We start from the raw sequence: 17,302 nt of genomic DNA, 5'->3' as shown, positions 1-17,302 counted from the left end.
TGGCCGTCGTAGGCCGGGGCTATTTGTGCAAGGCTGTGCATGTCGAGTTCTCCAGGGTTGCGCGGGGATTCCCGCTGACCTCAAGAAGACGCGCCACCCACCCGGGTTGTGACAACCCGGTGCCTTGCTATCTGTCTATCTGTAGTGAGTCGCCATGAAATCGATGAAGGCGCGCACCGCGGGCTGCACGTGCCGTGTGCGCGGATAGAGCGCCGCGTAAGTGCGCTGACCGAGCGTGACCTCCGGCAGAACGCGCACCAGCGCACCCGCCTGAAGATCGGCGCGCGCCGTGTGCCATGTCAGCGCCGCAATGCCCAGCCCGCATTTCGCGGCCGAATACAGCGCGGTGATCGTGTCGCAAGCGAAGCGCGACTCGGGCCTGAGCGTTTGCTGTTGGCCGTCGCGCAGGTGGAGGGTCCAGTGCGCAGGGCTTTCCGGCCCGTTGTGCTGCAGGCACTGGTGCTGCGACAGGTCTTCCGGCGTGCGGGGCAGGCCGTGCTCGGCCAGATAGCGTGGCGCGGCGACCAGCACCATGTCGGAGACGGCCAGCGTCCGCGCCATCATCGAGGCATCTTCCAGTTCGGCGCTGATGCGCAGCGCGACGTCGATGCCTTCGGCGACCAGCTTGGTGAAGCGGTCGGTGCAAACGACTTCCAGTCGGATGCCTGCATACCGCGCCTGGAAGGCCGGCAGCCAGTCGGGCAGCTCCAGCGTCGCGATCGAGAGCGGCATGCTTACCTTCAGTGTTCCCGAGGGCGCCTTGCTATCCGCCGCCGCATCGGCATGGGCCGCATCCAGTCGCGAGAGGATGTCCGTGCAGGCGGCGAGATAGCGATGCCCCGCTTCAGTCAGCGTGATACCGCGCGTGTCGCGCCGCACCAGCTGCGCGCCGAGCGACGCTTCCAGCGCCTGCAACTGGCGCGACAGGCTGGAGTGCGTGGTGCCCAGCGACTGCGCCGCCGACGAAAGGCTCTTCGCCTGCGCGATGCGTTGAAAGGCGCGCATCGCCTTCACCTGATCCATGCGCCGCCCTCCTGCGGGTTTCTTAGATTCCTCGCATTTTCAGGCAACCGGCAATGCCAGGATCTGCGCGGTGGTCAGCACGTCGCCGAAGGTGTCTTCGATCTCGGCCAGCGCTGCGCGATGCAGGCTGTCGTGCGAAACGGTGTCGCCGTTCTCGCGGCGGATCGACCGGGTGGCAGTGGCATCTGACGACACCACCACGTCGAAGCCTTGCACAGCGCCGTCGCGGGCAGCGCCGGCCACGCATGCGTGGGTCATGAGCCCGGCGATGACGAGCGTCTGCACGCCGGCTGAGCGCAGGCGCTGTGCGATGTCGGTGCTGGCGAACACGCTGACGGTGGTCTTCTGCACGACCGTATCGCGCGCCCTCGGTTGCATGTCTGCGTGGAACTTCACGGTGTCGCCGCCCTGGGCGAATGTCGCGGAGCCCGCCGGCGCCACGTGCTGCATCTGGAACACGGGGAAAGCGTGCCGGTCCGCCCACGCCAGCAGGCGTTTCGCGTGGGCGACGGCATCCGATGCGTCGGCAATGGGCATGCGGCCGGTGAAGTATTCGTTCTGGAAGTCGATCACCAGCAAGGCGGTGGCCTTGCCGTTCAATTGCTGCAGAGGCTTGGCGCCCGACATGGCGCGGAGGGTCGGCGTCGGTGCGGGGGAAGACGCGGGTGCGGCAGCGGAAGTGCCGACGATGCCGGCCGCGCAGGGCACGGCCAATACGCTCATGAGTCCGCGGCGAGAGAGTCCTGACATGGTTGCTGTTCCTGGAAGAGATTCATCAAAAGTGATGAGGAAGTCTAGGAACGGCAGCGGACAGCGACTAGGCCGGCACGGCGACAAGTGTTGTGCGGCTTGCGCACACCGCCACCGGACGCGGATGCAATTCAAGCCGCGTCGGGCATCCGGCTGATGAGCTTGTCCAGCGTGATCGGATAGTCGCGCACCCGTATGCCCGTGGCGTTGTGGATCGCGTTCGCCACCGCCGCACCCACGCCGCAGATGCCGAGTTCACCGACGCCCTTGGCCTTCATCGGCGAAGAGATCGGATCGGTCTCGTCCAGGAAGATCACTTCCTGGTGCGGGATGTCGGCATGCACCGGCACCTCGTAGCCGGCCAGGTCGTGGTTGACGAAGAAGCCCAGGCGCTCGTCCACGGCAAGCTCTTCCATGAGCGCGGCTCCTACCCCCATGGTCATCGCGCCGATGACCTGGCTGCGCGCCGACTTGGGGTTGAGAATGCGGCCCGCGGCGCAGACGGCGAGCATGCGCCGCACCCGTATCTCGGCCGTGAATGCGTCGACCCCGACTTCCACGAAGTGCGCGCCGAAGGTGGACTGCTGGTACTGCTTGTCGAGGTTGCCGAACTCCAGCACGTCTTCCGCGACGATGCTCTCGCCGGCCGCGATACCGGCGAGCGGCACGCTGCGGCCACCGGCGCGCACCATGCCGTCCGCGAAAACGGCGCCGGCGGAGTCAAGGCCCGCCCGCTGCGCGACGGCCTCCCGCAGCTTGGTGCAAGCAGCGTAGACACCAGCCGTCGAGCAGTTGGCGCCCCATTGCCCGCCGGAACCGGACGACGCGGGAAAGTGCGAATCGCCGAGCCGCACGACCACGCGTTCGAGCGGCACGCCCATCATCTCGGCGGCCGTCTGCGCAATGATCGTGTAGCTGCCGGTGCCGATGTCCGTCATATCGGTCTCGACGGTCACGATGCCGCGCGCATCCAATGCCACGCGCGCGGCCGACTTCATCACCTGGTTGTTGCGGAAGGCGGCCGCCACACCCATGCCGACGAGCCATCGGCCGTCGCGCACGAGGCCGGGCCGCGCGCTGCGCTTGTTCCATCCGAAGCGCTCGGCACCCGTGCGCAAACACTCGATGAGGCGGCGCTGCGAGAACGGACGGCTCGGGTTGGCCGGGTCTACCTGCGTGTCGTTCAGCACGCGGAATTCGATGGGGTCGATGCCCAGCTGCTGCGAGATTTCGTCGACGGCAATCTCCAGCGCCATCAGCCCCGGCGCCTCGCCCGGTGCGCGCATCGCGTTGCCTTCGGGCAGGTCGAGCAGAGCCAGCCGGGTGCCGGTGAGCCGGTGCTCGCCCGCGTAGAGCAGGCGCGTCTGCTGCACCGCGTTCTCGGGCTTGCCGTCCACCAGGTTGCCGGACCAGCTTTCATGGCCGATGGCGGTGATCTTTCCCTGCGCGGTGGCGCCGATGCGGATGCGCTGGATCGTCGCGGGCCGGTGCGTGGTGTTATTGGCGATCAGCGGGCGCTGCAGCGCGACCTTGACCGGCCGGCGCGCAATGCGCGCGCCCAGCGCCGCCAGCAGCGTGTCCGCCCGCAGGAACAGCTTGCCGCCGAAGCCGCCGCCGATGTAGGGCGACATGAGGTGGACCTTGTCCTTGGGCATGTCCAGCGTCTTCGCGAGTTCGCCGGTGGTCCAGTCGATCATCTGGTTCGAGGTCCACACGGTGAGCCTGTCGCCGTCCCATGCGGCGATGGTGGCTTGCGGCTCCATCATCGCGTGCGAGTGGTCGGGCGTGGTGTAGGTCTGGTCCAGCCGCACCTCGGCCTTGGTGAATGCGCTGGCGAAGTCGCCGACGGTGTTGTCGCGGTTGATCGTTTTCTTGTCCGTAGCAGCCTTCGCATCCGCGAGGCCGAAGCTGCCTTCGGCGCGTGCGTACTTCACCTGCACGAGCTGCGCCGCGGCGCGCGCCTGCTCGAAGGTCTGCGCCACGACGAGCGCAACGGCCTGGTGGTAGTGGTCGATGACGGGGCCACCGAGCAGCCGGGCCGTATTGAAATTGCCCTTGCCCAGCTTGCCTGCGTTCTCGTGGGTGACGATGGCGATCACGCCCGGCGCGGCCTTCGCGCGGCTCAGGTCGATCGAAACGATCCGGCCCTTGGCAATGGCCGATCCGACGATGTAGCCATACGCCTGGTTGGGCACCACGTCATGCCGCTCGTATGCGTAGGGCGCAGTGCCCGTGGTCTTGAGCGGACCGTCGATGCGGTCCACCGGCTGGCCGATCACCTTCAGCTGGTCGATGGGGTTGGTGGTGGCGGGGGTGTCGAACTTCATCGCTCAGCTCCTGGCTTGCGTCAGCACCGCATCGAGCGTGCGCTCGACCAGCGACACCTTGAAGGTGTTCTGTGAAGTGGGCTTGGCGCCGGCAAGCAATGCCGCGGTCACGGCCCTGGCGCCGCGAGGCATCTCGGCCTCCGCCGCTTCCACGCGCCACGGCTTGTGCGCGACACCGCCCACCGCAATGCGGGCGCTGCCATCGCGCTGCACGATCGCACCTACCGAAACCAGCGCGAAGGCATAGGAGGCCCGGTCGCGCACCTTCTGATAGATGTGCCTGCCGCCCACCGGTGCGGGGAGCTTGACCGACGTGACCAGCTCGCCAGGCGTCAGCGCGGTTTCGACATGCGGCGTAGCGCCGGGCAGCTTGTGGAAGTCGGCGATGGGGATGGTGCGCCGCGAGCCGTCGGCGCGGATGGTCTCCACCGTTGCATCGAGCGCGCGCATTGCGACGGCCATGTCGCTGGGATGTGTCGCGATGCATGCATCGCTCGTGCCCACGATCGCATGCTGCCGGGTGTATCCGCCGATGGCCGAGCAGCCGCTGCCGGGCTGGCGCTTGTTGCAGGCCTGGTTGGTGTCGTAGAAGTAAGGGCAGCGCGTTCGCTGCAGCAGGTTGCCCGCGGTCGTTGCCTTGTTGCGCAGCTGGCCCGATGCGCCGGCGAGCAGGGCGCGCGACAGCAAACCGTGGTCGCGCCGCACGCGGCTGTCGGCGGCAAGATCGGTGTTGCGCACCAGCGCGCCGATGCGCAGGCCGCCGTCTGGCGTGCTTTCGATCTTGTCGAAGCCCAGGCCGTTGACGTCGATCAGGTGAGCGGGCGTCTCTATCTCCAGCTTCATGAGGTCGAGCAGGTTGGTGCCGCCTGCGATGAAGCGCGCACCCGGAACCCTTGCCGCCTTCATGACGGCTTCCGTCGGCGAAGACACGCGCTCGTAGGTGAAGGACTTCATGCCGTTCTCCCCGCGGCCACTTCGGTGATCGCATCGACGATGTTGCTGTAGGCCCCGCATCGACAGATGTTGCCGCTCATGCGCTCGCGCAGTTCCACTACCGTGACCTGGGGCCTGGCCGTCAGGTCGGCACTCACGTGGCTGGGGATGCCTTCGCGAATCTCGTTCAGCACGGAGACGGCGGAGCAGATCTGCCCCGGCGTGCAGTAGCCGCACTGGTAGCCGTCGTGCTTCACGAAGGCAGCCTGCATCGGATGCAGCGCGCCCGGCTTGCCCAGGCCTTCGATGGTGGTGACCTTGGCGCCTTCGTGCATCACCGCCAGCGTCAGGCACGAGTTGATGCGGCGGCCGTCCACCATCACGGTGCAGGCGCCGCATTGGCCGTGGTCGCAGCCCTTCTTGGTGCCGGTCAGGTGGAGGTGCTCGCGCAGCGCATCGAGCAGGGTGGTGCGGTTGTCCAGCGTCAGGACGTGTGTCTTGCCATTCACTTCAATGGTCGTCTTCTTCGACAGGCCGGAGAGCTTTGGCGCGGGTGTCGTCGCCGCGTTGGCCGCGGGAGCCTCCGCGACCACTGCCGCCGAAGCGGCCCCGGCAATCAGCAGATCGCGCCTGGAGATGGTGGTGGGTTCGTCGGGGGTATTCATGCCGTGCCGCGTGCCTTTCATCTCGAACAACTGCAATCCGCCAATGTAGGCCGGTACCCCCGGGCCGAACTAGGCGGAACGGCCTTGATGCACTGACAAGTTGCTCTTGATAATCGACGGCCACACTGGAGGCCTTTATGCCTATCAATGAACTGCGTTCCATCGCCACATTCGCCAGGACGGCCGAACTCGGCAGCCTGCGACAGGCCGCCGCGGCGCAAGGGATGACGCCGCAAGCCGCCAGCCAGGCCCTGGCCCAGCTGGAGCAGCACCTGGGTGTGCGGCTGTTCCATCGCACCACGCGCAGCATGGCGCTCACCGACGAGGGGCGGCAGTTTCTGGAAGCCGCGCAGCCCGCGCTGCTCGGCCTGCAGCGTGCCCTGCACATGGCGCGCCGGGCAACCGACGAGATTGCCGGGCCGCTGCGCATCGTGGGGCCGCGATCGACCTTTGCGCCCGTTTTCTGGCCCCTGCTCGACGAGTTCTGCAGGCTTTACCCTGAAGTGCAGCCCGACGTGCAACTGGACGACCGCATCGGCAACTGGGTGGAAGACCGGGTCGACGTGGGCTTTCGCGTCGGCCCGTCGCCGGCCGAGGGCGTCATTGCACGAAGGTTGTTCGGTCTCCAGCTCATCATCTGCGCGGCCCCGTCGTATCTTGATCGCCATGGCGCGCCCGACAGCCTGAACGCGCTGGCCGCGCATCGCTGCAGCGGCTTCCGTCTCCCGAGCACGGGCAAGGTCATGCCCTGGTACGTGAAGGTCGGGGAGGATGTCGTCGAGCATCACATCGTTCCGGCACTGTGCGTCAACGACGAAGCGCTGGAAACCGAAGCGGTGCTGGCCGGGCATGTCATCGGTTCGATGACCAGCGTGAGCGCCAGCGCGCACATCCGGGCCGGGCGGCTGATACCGCTGCTGAGCGAGCACGCCGCCGACCGTTCGGCCGTGTTCGTCTACTACGGAAGCCGCGCGGCCCAGCCCGCGCGCGCCAAGGCATTCATCGACCTGGCCATCGAGCGGCTGACCAACAATCCCGCATACCTGCTGACGGCGGAAGAACTGCGCTCCGCGGAATCCGCAGGGCGGCTTGCACATGCACGTCGTTAGGGTGAGTCGACATTCAATCCGATGCGCTAACCTGTGCCGCCGATGAACGACGTTTCCCGCCCTGATCCCGACGCCCTGCTGGCCCAACTGCGAAACGACGAAGCGCGCGCATTGCGCGGCAAGCTGCGCATCTACTTCGGCGCCAGTGCCGGTGTCGGCAAGACCTGGGCCATGCTGAGCGCGGCGCAGCGCGAGCGCGCCACCGGGCGCGACGTGCTGATTGGCGTGGTCGAAACCCACGGCCGCACCGAAACCGCCGCGCTGCTCACGGGGCTCGACACACTGCCGCTGCGCGAGCTGGACTACCGCGGCCGCACCCTCGCCGAATTCGACCTCGACGCCGCGCTCGCGCGCAAGCCCGCCGTGCTGCTGGTCGACGAACTGGCTCACACCAACGCCCCCGGCTCGCGTCACGCCAAGCGCTGGCAGGACGTGCAGGAACTGCTGGCCGCCGGCATCGAGGTGTGGTCTGCGCTCAACGTGCAGCACCTCGAAAGCCTCAACGGCACGGTCGGCGCGATCACCGGCGTGCGTGTGCACGAGACCGTGCCCGACACCGTGCTCGACGAGGCCGACGAGGTGGTGCTGGTCGACGTCACGCCCGACGAACTCACGGCGCGGCTCGCGGCCGGCAAGGTCTATCTGCCGCAGCAGGCCGAACGCGCCGCGCAGAACTTCTTTCGCAAGGGCAACCTGATCGCATTGCGCGAGATTGCACTGCGCCGCACCGCCGAGCATGTGGAAGACGACGTGCGTGGCTGGCGCGTGGAGCAATCGGGCGCTGGCGGCAACGGGCAGGGCCGCGAGCTGCAGGCCTGGAACACCTCGGGCGCGATCCTCGCCTGCGTGGGCCCGCATGAAGGCGCGGCGCAGACGGTGCGCACTGCGGCGCGTCTCGCGGGTCAACTGAATGTGCGCTGGCATGCGGTGTATGTCGAAACGCCCAGGCTGCAGCGGCTGGCCGCGGCGGAGCGCGATCGCACTCTTGCTGTGCTCAAGCTGGCGGAAGAATTGGGCGCGGCCACCGCCGTGCTCACCGGCTCCGATGTGGCGGAGCAGCTGGCCGAACAGGCACGCCGGCTCAACTGCGCGACGCTGGTGCTGGGGCGCGCCGAACCGGCCACCGGCTGGCGCCGCTGGTGGCCCGCGGGAGCACAGCCGCTGGCGCGTGCGCTGGCCCAACGCGCACCCGCGCTCGACATCATGGAAGTGGCCCGCGCGGAAAGCTCGCGCCGCCTGTCGCGCACCCAGCTGGAGGGCATGCGCATCGACAGCGACGATCACGAGAAGGCGCCCACCCACTGGCCCGCCTACGCATGGGCCGCTGCCACCAGCATCGCGCTCACGCTGATCTGCACGCCGCTGGCCCACGTGCTGGAGCTGTCGAACATCGTCATGCTGTTCCTGCTCGGCGTGGTGGGCGTGGCGATGCGCTTCGGCCGCGGGCCCGCGGCGCTGGCGGCTCTGCTCAACGTCGCGGCCTTCGACTATTTCTTCGTGCCGCCGCGCCTGTCGTTCGCCGTGAGCGACGTGCAGTACGTGCTGACCTTCGCGATCATGCTCGGTGTCGGCCTGCTGGTGGGGCAGCTTACGGCGGGGCTGCGCTTCGCGGCCGGCGTGTCGGCCAGCCGCGAGCGGCGCGCGCGTTCGCTGTTCGAGCTCACGCGCGAACTGTCGGCCGCGCTGGAAAGCTCGCAGGTGATCACGCTCGGCACCGCCGCTGTGCAAGGTCACTTCGGCGGCGATGCACTGGTGCTGGTGACCGACGCGGCCGATCAACTGATGCTGCCCGCCGACCCTCCCAAGGGCTTCGACCCGCAGGTGGCCGACTGGGCCTTCCGACACGCCCAGCCCGCCGGCCTTGCGACCGCCACGCTGGCGGCGCAGGCCTGGCACTATGTGCCGTTGCAGGCGCCGATGCGCGTGCGTGGCGTGCTCGCACTGTCGCCCGCGCAGCCGCGCTGGCTGCTCATTCCCGAACAGGCGCAGCAGCTCGACACGCTGGCGCGGCAGATCGCGATTGCGCTGGAGCGCGTGCACTACGTCGAGGTGGCGCAGCAGGCCGTGGTCGAGATGGAATCAGAGCGCCTGCGCAACGCCCTGCTCGGCGCCATCTCGCACGACGTGCGCACGCCGCTCACCGCGCTGATCGTGCTGGCCGAATCGCTGCAGACCCTGCCGCCCGAGGAGCACGGCAACACCGCGCGCGCCATCGTCGCGCAGGCGCACGAACTGCATGCGCTGGTCAACAACCTGCTCGACATGGCGCGGCTCGAAAGCGGCATTGCGGGCGGTGCGGTGAACCTGCGACGCGACTGGCAGTCGGTGGAAGAGGTGGTGGGCTCTGCGATTCGCGCAGCGCGCACGTCGCTCGGCAATACCGTCGTTCAGACCGCGCTCGACCCCGACCTGCCGCTGGTCGAGTTCGATGCGGTGCTGATCGAACGTGTGCTGGTCAACCTGCTGGAGAACGCCACCAAGTACGGCGCGCCGCCCATCGTGGTGGGTGCGCGGGCCGAGCCCGGCACGCTGGTGCTGACGGTGCGCGACCACGGCCCCGGCCTGCCGGCCGCGCTGCTGGGCCACGAGCAGAAGCTGTTCGACAAGTTCACGCGCGGCGAGGTCGAATCGGCCACGCCCGGCGTGGGCCTGGGCCTTGCGATCTGCAAGGCCGTGGTGAACGCGCACGGCGGCGAAATCGCCGCGGGCAATGCGCGCGACGGCGGTGCAGAATTCACGGTCACTTTGCCCCGCCGCGAGCCTCCCGAACCGGCAGAAGCCCAACTCTGAACCCATGCCAACCCCCATCGCCATCGTGATCGAAGACGAGCCGCAGATTCGCCGCTTTGTACGCGGCGCGCTCGAGGCCGAAGGCTGGGTGGTGCATGAGGCCGGAACGTTGCGCGAGGGACTGGCGGCGGCCGGCACGCGGCAGCCCGATCTGCTGGTGCTCGATCTGGGGTTGCCCGATGGCGATGGCGTCTCGCTGATTCGCGACGTGCGTGGTTGGTCGGCGGTGCCGATCATCGTGCTGTCGGCACGCACCGACGAAGCCGACAAGATCGCCGCGCTCGACGCAGGGGCCGATGACTATCTGACCAAGCCCTTCGGCACAGGGGAGTTGCTGGCGCGCGTGCGAGCGAACCTGCGGCGCCCGCGAGCGGCAGGTGGCAACGGCAGCGAAGAACCTCCCGAGGCACTGTTCCGCTTCGGCGAGATCGAGCTCGACCGCGCCGCGCGCCTCGTGCGGCGTTCAGGCGTCGAGGTGCATCTGACACCTACCGAGTACCGCCTGCTGTCGGTGCTGGTCGCGAACGCGGGGCGCGTGCTGACGCAGCGCCAACTGCTGCGCGAGGTGTGGGGGCCGTCGCACTCTGACCAGAGCCATTACCTGCGGATCTACATGGGGCATCTGCGGCAGAAGCTGGAGGCCGATCCGGCGCAGCCCCGGCATCTGTTGACTGAGACGGCTGTGGGGTATCGGTTGGTGGTGTAGCTGCACGCAAGGGGATGCCTCAGAGGCAGCCCCACAGATATAGGGACTTGTTCCTGGCGAGCGCCTCGGCTGCGAGCCTCCGGAGGTCTTCCATGACAGGATGCAGCTCGGTGGGCTCGCACGCGAGTTCTTCCGTGTTTGCCCATCGCTCCAGCACGGGGGCCAACGATGCAGAGTCGACTTGGGTCAACAGTGTCGTCAGTTCATCGGGAAATCGATTGAGCCACGCATCGTTGTCTTCGCCGAGTTCGACGTACTCGAGCATGTGCCTGTCGACGTCCCACTCCACGCCTTCCATGATGGCCCAGAGCGTCGTGATCTCGATGTCGGTGAATCGCTTGTACTGGACCGGCTCCAGCAGTTCCTCGATCTCGTCGCCCTCATCGGGTTCCTCGATCCGGTTGGCATAGCGCAATGCCTCTTCGGGGCTGGCGACGAAGAAATCCGAGAGTATTCCCATCTTCTGTTCCTCAGCAAGCTGAATGATGAGCCTGGATTACACCCTGCTTGCCCTTCGCCAGTTTTACGGATCGATGACGTTCGTCGAGGGAAGGGGTTGGACGCAGCGCTTGTACAGGCCGATCAACGAGTGCCCTGAACGATCACGCCGTCGGCGTGATCGCACCCCCGCCGGAAAACCTTCTCAGCCCGCAACGCCCTTGTTCGGATTCAGCAAGAACTTCTCACCAGTAGCCTGCTTCCCATAAACACCGATCGCATCGAACTGCAGCGCCTCGACCAACGACACCTCACGCGTGTAGTGGCTCGCAAACGTCGTCTTCAACTCCGCAACGACACGCGCCTTCAAACGCTGGGTGCCCGCATCGCCGAGCTTCCCGAGGAACGGGAACAGCAGCCACCCGCCCATGCCCCAAGCCATGCCGAAGTTGCGCACAAATTCCGTGGGAGCGCGGTCGAGGCCGCCGTAGATGTACACCTGCTTGTGCGTGGTCGAGCCGTAGCGGCTGTATTCCTTGGCGGTGCGGTTGATGGCCGCTTCCATGCAGCCGAGGATCTGCCCTGCGAGCTTGCCGCCGCCGGTGGCGTCGAAGGCCAGCGTGGCGCCGGTCTCGACCAGCGCCTGCGTCAGGTCTTCGAGGAAGGTGGGCGAGGTCGCGTTGCACACGTACTTCGCGCCCAGGCCGCGCAGCAGGTCTTCCTGCTCCTGCTTGCGCACGATGTTGACGAGGGCGATGCCGTCCTTCTGGCAGATCTTGTTGAGCATCTGGCCCAGGTTGGACGCAGCAGCCGTGTGCACCAGCGCCTTGTGGCCTTCCATGCGCATCGTCTCGACCATGCTGAGCGACGTAAGCGGGTTGACGAAGCACGAGGCGCCTTCGGCTGGCTTGGTGCCGTCCGGCAGTTCCAGGCACTGCGCGGCGGCAAGGCAGCGGTACTGCGAGTACATCGCGCCGCCGATGGCCGCCACGGTCTTGCCGAGCAGCGCCTGCGCGGCTGGCGACGAACCGGCTTTCACCACCACGCCCGCGCCTTCGTTGCCGACCGGCATCGACTGGTCGAGCCGCGCCGCCATCGCGGGAAGCACACGTTCGGGCACGGTGGCGGTGACGACGGGGCGATCGGCGGTGCCGGAGGCCTTGGCGGTGCTCATGTCGGCCGCGCCGAACAGCAGGCCCAGGTCCGACGGGTTCAGGGGCGACGCCTCGACGCGGATCACCACTTCGTGGGCCTGCGGTTCGGGAATCGGGTCGTCGTGCAGCGAGAGTTCGAGTTCGCCGCTGGCGCGAATGAGGGAGCGGATTTGCAGTGCCATGGAAGAGCCCTTTTCAGAAGGTTCGCAGATGGCCTGTGGCCACGGGGCGGCCAGTATAGGAGCGGGGTACGAAAGGCGCTGGCGCCTTCAGGACACCACGGGCACCACCGGGGCATGGGCCAGCGCCTGGCGCATCTTCACCGGGTCGAGCCGCTCGATGTAGCGCGGAATGTTGCGCCACAGCGTGTGATAGCCGTAGCCGCCGCGCAGCATCTCGTGGCGCGCGCTGTCCTTGTTCCAGTCCTGTACCGCCATGCGGTACACCGCCGCGACCACGCCGGTGCGGTCGGCGCCGTGCATGCAGTGGATGAGCACCGGGCCGTGCTTTTCGGCCTCGCGAATGGCGAGCAACGCGCGCAGCACCTTGGCGTCGTCGATGGACCAGGTGTTGATCGGCACGCGCACCAGCCGGATGCCGCTGCCCGCGAACACCTTCCTGTCGTCGTTGAAGGAGCGCAGGCTCACCACCGTGTGGATGCCCAGCGATTGCAGCGCCGCCATGTTGGCGCGCCGCGGCTGCGCGCTGCGGTACAGCGTGGGCGTGATGCGGTGCAGGTTCTCGACTTGCAATGCGTCCAGCGGATCGGCCCAGTGGCCGGGGCGCGGGTCGGCGATGCCTTCTTCTGCTGCCGCTGCAGCCTTGCCGTGTTTCTTCTTCGTCATTGCTGTCGTTGCTTCTGACGAGGCCAGTGCCGCGTTGCCAGTATCAGGGCCGCCACCGCGAGCCCGCCCCAGTAGTCGACCGGCGCACCCCACATCCAGTGCTTGTGCCAGAACGCATCGACCGGGTTGAAGCGCGCCCAGCCGAAGGCCGGGTTGATGAGGAACCAGGTGAAGTCCTCGCAGACCCAGAAAACGATGAGGCCCGCCACCGCCAGCCCCACGTCGCGCCAGGTCCATCGCCCGTTGAATGCCAGCGGCGAGAAGAACACCAGCGCCATGAAGGTGAACACCCAGGCGTGATAGCCCGTCATCGCGCGGCCGCCCCAGAAGATGTCGAGCCAGATGCTGTTCTCGATGCGCCAGGTCGGCAGCGACGTGGCCCAGCCCGCGCCGCCTTCGATCTGGATCTCGGCATTGGCGAAGAAGAAGGCCATGACGACCACCCAGGCGAGATAACCGAGCGTGCGGGCCACGCTCGTCTTTTCGACGGCGCCGCTCACGCCCTGGCACCCAGCACGTGTTGCAGCACCGCGCGCGCCGCCTGCGGCTTGCCCAGCGCCCGGCTGCGCGCAGCCATGGTCGCGAGCTTGGCGGGGTCGGCCATCAGGCGCGCCACCTTGTAGTCGAGGCCGATCGCGTCGTAGGCCAGCCAGGCCGCGCCTTCTTCCATCAGGAAGCCGGCGTTGTGTTCTTCCTGCCCGGGAATCGGCGAGATCAGCAGCATCGGCTTGCCCAGCGCCAGGCATTCGGACACCGTGAGGCCGCCGGGCTTGGTCACCACCAGGTCGGACGCGGCCATCATCTTGTGCATTTCGTTGGTGAAGCCGATGGCCACCACGCGGCCCGGATAGCGCCTGGCCAGCGCTTCGAGCTTGCCGTGCGCTTCCACGTTGCGGCCCGCCACGGAAATCACCTGGAAGTTGCCTTCCTTGCCGTCATGGCCACCCAGGCCGAGCACGCGCTCGACCATGCTCGGCAGGTCGCCGACGCCGGCACCGCCCGACGCCATCAGCAGCACGGGGCGCGAAGGATCGAGGCCTAGTTCCGCCGCACAGGTATTGCGCGCCAGCGCCGGCACATCGGGCTCGGAAAAAGCCGGCATCACCGGAATGCCGGTGACGTGGATCCGCTCCGCCGGAATGCCCCGCGCCCGCAGGCGGAAAGCCACCTCTTCCGTCGCAGCAAGGTAGCCCGCCATGCCCGGCACCAGCCACATGTTGTGCAGGTCGTAGTCGGTGATCTGCAGCCACACGGGATATTCGATGCGGCCGCGATTGCGTTCGCGCATCAGCAGTTCGGCCGGCAGGAAGTGCGTGCAGACCACGGCATCGGGTTTTTCGCGGCGGATTTCGCGCACCAGTGCGCCGGTGCTCAGCCGCTCGATGCCGCGGCGCAGGCGCTGCGAGGGCGCGTGGTGCGGCGTGGTGTCGGTGCGCTGATGCAGGTACGACCACAGCTCGGGGGCGCGGTTCACGAGCTGGATGTACCAGTCGGTGTAGACCTTGCGGAAGCCGCTGGCCACGTGGGCCATCGCGTCGATGTGGACCGCCGTGCAGGGCGGGACTAGGTTCTGGGCGGTGGCGGCAAGCGCCTGTGCTGCACGCACGTGGCCGTTGCCGGCGCTCACGCTGAGGATCAGGAGTTTGGTCATGGATTCGGCGGTCTGGGCGGATTATGGCTATGCCATGTGGCACAGGCCCTTGGGGAGCCTGAGGCGCGATCACGCCGACGGTGTGCTCGTTCAGCACAGCGGTTGATCGGCCGGCACAAGCGCTGCGCTCATGTGCGAATGGCACCGGGTGCTCCCCGCAGCGAAATAAAGGAGGAGGCCGCAGGCCGGGGGACATTCGCGGAGGGGAGTACCCGGTGTCATTCGCACGCCCCCCGAAGGAGCGATTGGCACGTCAGAGCGGCGCGCGCGAGGTAACGAACTGGTTCACCCCGATGGCAGCCCGCTCGCGTATTGCATCGAACGTGGTGCTCTCGACAATGCGCCCGTTCTCGAACACCGTCTGCAGCAGGTCGGCCTGGCCTGCCGCAAGCGTCTCCTCACGCACGGTGTTCTCGACGCCGTTCGCATCGCGCACCAGCGCAAGCCGACCCTTCTTCGAGGCCTTGCTCACATCGCCCACCGGCGACTTGTACACGTCACGCCATTCGCCGTTCACCTGCATGGCCGAGCACTTCATCGCCCACTGCATCGTGTCGCGATTGACCTGCTGCAGCAGCCCGCCACCCATGCCGAAGGAGATGTTCTCCGTCGAGAAACCGTTGTGGAAGAAGTTCGACAGGCACAGCCGCAGCGAGTCGAGGTTCACGCCGTCGCCCTGGATGATGCGTACGTTGTTCAGCACCCGAAAGCCCTTGGCATTCGTCGTGGTGCCGAAGCGATCGGCCAGGATCTGCGCCACCTTCAGCGTGGTCTCGGCCGGGTCGCCCGAGTCGGGCCGCACCACCAGCGTCGCGCCCGAGGCCACCACCTTCGCCTTCAGCTCGCCGCCCCAGATGCGCGCGCAGGCATTGAAGATGTCGTAGCTGTCGCTCACCACCGCGAAGGTCGCGCCGGGCTTGCCGAACTGCTCGACCATGTTGCTGTACGCGTCGGCTTCATGCTCGCGGCCCCAGCCCGTGATGGTGCTGTGCTCGGCCGCGGGAATCGAGAAGCCCGCCACGTCGCAGTCGTAGTACCGGCGCGCGGCCACCAGCGCGGCCAGCGTGTCGGTGCCCATGAAGTTCACCAGGTGGGCCATGCCGCCGAGCGCGGCCGATTCGAGACTCGACACCCCACGCGCGCCGAAGTCGTGCAGCCTGAAGGCGATCTGCCCTTGCGGGTCGTCGCAGGTCGCTTCGAGGTACCGCAGCAGCGTTGTGCGCGCGGCAGCCGAGAGCGTGGCGACCGTGGTGGGGTACCAGATCGCGCGCAGCAACTCGGTTTCGAGAAAACTCGTAACCCAGAAGAACTCGGGGTCCGTGTTCTCGATGGTGGCCAGCACGTTGTGCACCGGCAGCACGCTGCCTTCAGGCACCGCGCGGATGCGCACCGGCATCAGCCCGCCATGCTTCTCGATCAGGCGCAGCCAGCCTTCGCGGTTGAAGGGCTCGCCGTGCGCGGCCATGAGCAGGGCGGCTTCTTCCACGTCGTCGCGCGTCACCGGCGTCTGCAGGTATTCGCGCAGATAGGCCTGCAGGCCGAAGAACAGCGAGTGGCTGAAGATGCCGCCGCGCGACTCGATGTAGCTGTACACCGTCTGCGTGCCGGGTGGATATTGCATCCAGTGCGACACCTTGTAGGAGTCGGTGCGAAGCAGCAGGTTGTTGCCCAGGGGCGAGGAGGTGAGATTGCGGTTCATGTGAAAGCTCCTTTCACGATGGCACCCGTCAACCAGGTGCCGTTCTTGCTGACAAAGCCTGGTCGTTCAGTTCTTGCCCAGGCCACCCAAAAAATGATTCGCGATGAAGAAGTGGTCTTCGTAGACGTGGTCCTGCATGTCGAGGAACTCGGCGATCGGCACCCATCGCACCTCGGCCGCATCGTCGTCGGCACGCACGTCTGAAAGGCCCGTCCACTGGTTGTGCGCCAGCTCGAAGAAGAAGCCGTGCGTGATCGTGCGGCCGCGCTGCGAGCGGTCGGGCGCGTCGAACACGTGGCTGGCCTTCATGCTGCCGTTGAGCACGGGCACGGGCACCTTGAGGCGGGTTTCTTCCTTCAGCTCGCGGATGGCCGCGTCCTGCAGGCGCTCGTGCTGACCGACGAAGCCGCCGGGCAGCGCCCAGGTGCCCTTGCCGGGATGGAACTTGCGCTGCACCAGCAGGATGTGGCCGGCCTCGACCACGATGGCGTCGACGGTGGTGTAGATCGGCGGAAAGTCGCTGCCCGCATAGCGGTACTTGTCGCGGTAGTCGACGAGGAAGGCACGCTCTTCGCAGAGATCGGCGTAGTCGGCGGTGGTGGTGAACTGCTCGAGAAAGGCGGCGGTGCCGTCAGGCAGGTCGGCGCGTGCGAGCTGGCCGCGGTTCTCGGGGTCGAAGTAGAGGCCGCGCACGTCGGTGGCGTTGAGGCTTTCCACGCTGTTCTGGCCGACGAACTCCCAGTGCGGGAAGAGCTTGAGGTAGTAGCTCGATGCGTCCTTCAGGTGCCCCACCAGCGCGACCTTGGCCTTGGCGGGTGCATGGCCGTCCTGCACGATGAGCCGTTCGACCGCCGACTGGATCGACGCGATCCAGATCTGGTCGTTGTAGGGCGAGTCGCCCACGCCGACCACGCTCACGCGCATCTGCTCGGTGCCGCGCAGGCAGGCGCGCACCATGCGTTCGCGTTCGTCGAAGGTAAAGGGGTTCTTGACGCTGCGTGGCTTGCGGTCGGAGCCGACCACCACGATGACCCGATCGGCGGCGCGAAGGCCTTCTTCGATGAGTCGTTGATGTCCGAAATGAACGGGCTGGAAACGCCCGATGACGATGGCGTATTGAAACTTGCGTGTGCTCACTTGGGAATCCCCCAAAAAGGGCGCGATCAACTCGCGCTTGCGTTCAGGATAGCATCGGTGCCGCACATTGATCAA

The 17,302-nt window shown here is 67.2% G+C and carries 15 protein-coding genes; 3 read left to right on the top strand and 12 right to left on the bottom strand.

Annotated elements, in window-relative coordinates; all coding sequences use genetic code 11:
• Nucleotides 1-135 precede the first annotated feature (135 nt).
• The 5 genes from ACTG4X_RS33015 to paoA all read right to left on the bottom strand — a co-directional run bounded on the left by ACTG4X_RS33015 (nucleotide 136) and on the right by paoA (nucleotide 5,698).
• A complete protein-coding gene (locus ACTG4X_RS33015; RefSeq protein WP_440532920.1) occupies nucleotides 136-1,023 on the bottom strand; it encodes a LysR family transcriptional regulator in 888 nt (295 codons plus the stop codon).
• A gap of 39 nt (nucleotides 1,024-1,062) precedes the next feature.
• Nucleotides 1,063-1,773 carry an isochorismatase family protein gene (locus tag ACTG4X_RS33010; protein ID WP_440532919.1) on the bottom strand — a complete coding sequence of 237 codons (711 nt, stop codon included), beginning with the start codon at nucleotides 1,771-1,773 and terminating at the stop codon, nucleotides 1,063-1,065.
• Nucleotides 1,774-1,904: 131 nt separating this feature from the next.
• Nucleotides 1,905-4,100, bottom strand: a complete 2,196-nt coding sequence (gene paoC / locus ACTG4X_RS33005; RefSeq protein ID WP_440532918.1) for an aldehyde oxidoreductase molybdenum-binding subunit PaoC — start codon at nucleotides 4,098-4,100, stop codon at nucleotides 1,905-1,907.
• Between the two features lie 3 nt (nucleotides 4,101-4,103).
• Entirely contained in the window at nucleotides 4,104-5,054 is a 951-nt protein-coding gene (locus ACTG4X_RS33000; RefSeq protein WP_440532917.1) for an FAD binding domain-containing protein, read from the bottom strand.
• Nucleotides 5,051-5,698, bottom strand: a complete 648-nt coding sequence (gene paoA / locus ACTG4X_RS32995) for an aldehyde dehydrogenase iron-sulfur subunit PaoA (RefSeq protein ID WP_440532916.1) — start codon at nucleotides 5,696-5,698, stop codon at nucleotides 5,051-5,053. Before paoA ends, ACTG4X_RS33000 begins: the two co-directional genes overlap by 4 nt.
• Nucleotides 5,699-5,835: 137 nt before the next feature.
• Here paoA and ACTG4X_RS32990 point away from each other — a divergent pair, with 137 nt between their 5' ends.
• From ACTG4X_RS32990 to kdpE, 3 genes are read left to right on the top strand one after another with little or no spacing between them, the layout of a single operon-like run.
• A complete protein-coding gene (locus tag ACTG4X_RS32990; RefSeq protein WP_307616962.1) occupies nucleotides 5,836-6,807 on the top strand; it encodes a LysR family transcriptional regulator in 972 nt (323 codons plus the stop codon).
• A gap of 42 nt (nucleotides 6,808-6,849) precedes the next feature.
• Complete coding sequence (locus ACTG4X_RS32985) at nucleotides 6,850-9,597, top strand: DUF4118 domain-containing protein (protein WP_440532915.1); 2,748 nt, start codon at nucleotides 6,850-6,852, stop codon at nucleotides 9,595-9,597.
• A gap of 4 nt (nucleotides 9,598-9,601) precedes the next feature.
• The gene (gene kdpE, locus ACTG4X_RS32980; protein WP_097197724.1) at nucleotides 9,602-10,303 is read left to right on the top strand and encodes a two-component system response regulator KdpE; all 702 of its coding nucleotides are present in this window, start codon (nucleotides 9,602-9,604) and stop codon (nucleotides 10,301-10,303) included.
• Nucleotides 10,304-10,322: 19 nt separating this feature from the next.
• Here kdpE and ACTG4X_RS32975 read toward each other — a convergent pair whose 3' ends face one another.
• The 7 genes from ACTG4X_RS32975 to ACTG4X_RS32945 all read right to left on the bottom strand — a co-directional run bounded on the left by ACTG4X_RS32975 (nucleotide 10,323) and on the right by ACTG4X_RS32945 (nucleotide 17,227).
• The gene (locus ACTG4X_RS32975; RefSeq protein ID WP_093058641.1) at nucleotides 10,323-10,763 is read right to left on the bottom strand and encodes a hypothetical protein; all 441 of its coding nucleotides are present in this window, start codon (nucleotides 10,761-10,763) and stop codon (nucleotides 10,323-10,325) included.
• Nucleotides 10,764-10,946: 183 nt separating this feature from the next.
• Complete coding sequence (locus ACTG4X_RS32970) at nucleotides 10,947-12,077, bottom strand: zinc-binding dehydrogenase (protein ID WP_440532914.1); 1,131 nt, start codon at nucleotides 12,075-12,077, stop codon at nucleotides 10,947-10,949.
• A gap of 87 nt (nucleotides 12,078-12,164) precedes the next feature.
• Nucleotides 12,165-12,740 (bottom strand): dual specificity protein phosphatase family protein, encoded by a 576-nt coding sequence (locus tag ACTG4X_RS32965; RefSeq protein ID WP_097197726.1) that lies wholly within the window; start codon nucleotides 12,738-12,740, stop codon nucleotides 12,165-12,167.
• Nucleotides 12,737-13,240, bottom strand: coding sequence for a hypothetical protein (locus ACTG4X_RS32960; protein ID WP_440532913.1), 504 nt, complete (start codon nucleotides 13,238-13,240; stop codon nucleotides 12,737-12,739). Before ACTG4X_RS32960 ends, ACTG4X_RS32965 begins: the two co-directional genes overlap by 4 nt.
• Complete coding sequence (locus tag ACTG4X_RS32955) at nucleotides 13,237-14,391, bottom strand: MGDG synthase family glycosyltransferase (protein ID WP_440532912.1); 1,155 nt, start codon at nucleotides 14,389-14,391, stop codon at nucleotides 13,237-13,239. Before ACTG4X_RS32955 ends, ACTG4X_RS32960 begins: the two co-directional genes overlap by 4 nt.
• A gap of 253 nt (nucleotides 14,392-14,644) precedes the next feature.
• The gene (locus tag ACTG4X_RS32950) at nucleotides 14,645-16,090 is read right to left on the bottom strand and encodes a nicotinate phosphoribosyltransferase (RefSeq protein ID WP_440532911.1); all 1,446 of its coding nucleotides are present in this window, start codon (nucleotides 16,088-16,090) and stop codon (nucleotides 14,645-14,647) included.
• Nucleotides 16,091-16,156: 66 nt separating this feature from the next.
• Entirely contained in the window at nucleotides 16,157-17,227 is a 1,071-nt protein-coding gene (locus ACTG4X_RS32945) for a bifunctional nicotinamide-nucleotide adenylyltransferase/Nudix hydroxylase (protein ID WP_093058647.1), read from the bottom strand.
• Between the last annotated feature and the right edge of the window lie 75 nt (nucleotides 17,228-17,302).

This window comes from Variovorax sp. YR566, from assembly GCF_051992195.1.
GTDB lineage: Bacteria > Pseudomonadota > Gammaproteobacteria > Burkholderiales > Burkholderiaceae_C > Variovorax.
This window is presented reverse-complemented; position numbering and strand designations above follow the sequence as displayed.

Coding starts and splice junctions, on each gene's coding strand:
- ACTG4X_RS33015 (WP_440532920.1), bottom strand. CDS start 1,023: ATGGATCAGGTGAAGGCGATGCGCGCCTTTCAACGCATCGCGCAGGCG.
- ACTG4X_RS33010 (WP_440532919.1), bottom strand. CDS start 1,773: ATGTCAGGACTCTCTCGCCGCGGACTCATGAGCGTATTGGCCGTGCCC.
- paoC (WP_440532918.1), bottom strand. CDS start 4,100: ATGAAGTTCGACACCCCCGCCACCACCAACCCCATCGACCAGCTGAAG.
- ACTG4X_RS33000 (WP_440532917.1), bottom strand. CDS start 5,054: ATGAAGTCCTTCACCTACGAGCGCGTGTCTTCGCCGACGGAAGCCGTC.
- paoA (WP_440532916.1), bottom strand. CDS start 5,698: ATGAATACCCCCGACGAACCCACCACCATCTCCAGGCGCGATCTGCTG.
- ACTG4X_RS32990 (WP_307616962.1), top strand. CDS start 5,836: ATGCCTATCAATGAACTGCGTTCCATCGCCACATTCGCCAGGACGGCC.
- ACTG4X_RS32985 (WP_440532915.1), top strand. CDS start 6,850: ATGAACGACGTTTCCCGCCCTGATCCCGACGCCCTGCTGGCCCAACTG.
- kdpE (WP_097197724.1), top strand. CDS start 9,602: ATGCCAACCCCCATCGCCATCGTGATCGAAGACGAGCCGCAGATTCGC.
- ACTG4X_RS32975 (WP_093058641.1), bottom strand. CDS start 10,763: ATGGGAATACTCTCGGATTTCTTCGTCGCCAGCCCCGAAGAGGCATTG.
- ACTG4X_RS32970 (WP_440532914.1), bottom strand. CDS start 12,077: ATGGCACTGCAAATCCGCTCCCTCATTCGCGCCAGCGGCGAACTCGAA.
- ACTG4X_RS32965 (WP_097197726.1), bottom strand. CDS start 12,740: ATGACGAAGAAGAAACACGGCAAGGCTGCAGCGGCAGCAGAAGAAGGC.
- ACTG4X_RS32955 (WP_440532912.1), bottom strand. CDS start 14,391: ATGACCAAACTCCTGATCCTCAGCGTGAGCGCCGGCAACGGCCACGTG.
- ACTG4X_RS32950 (WP_440532911.1), bottom strand. CDS start 16,090: ATGAACCGCAATCTCACCTCCTCGCCCCTGGGCAACAACCTGCTGCTT.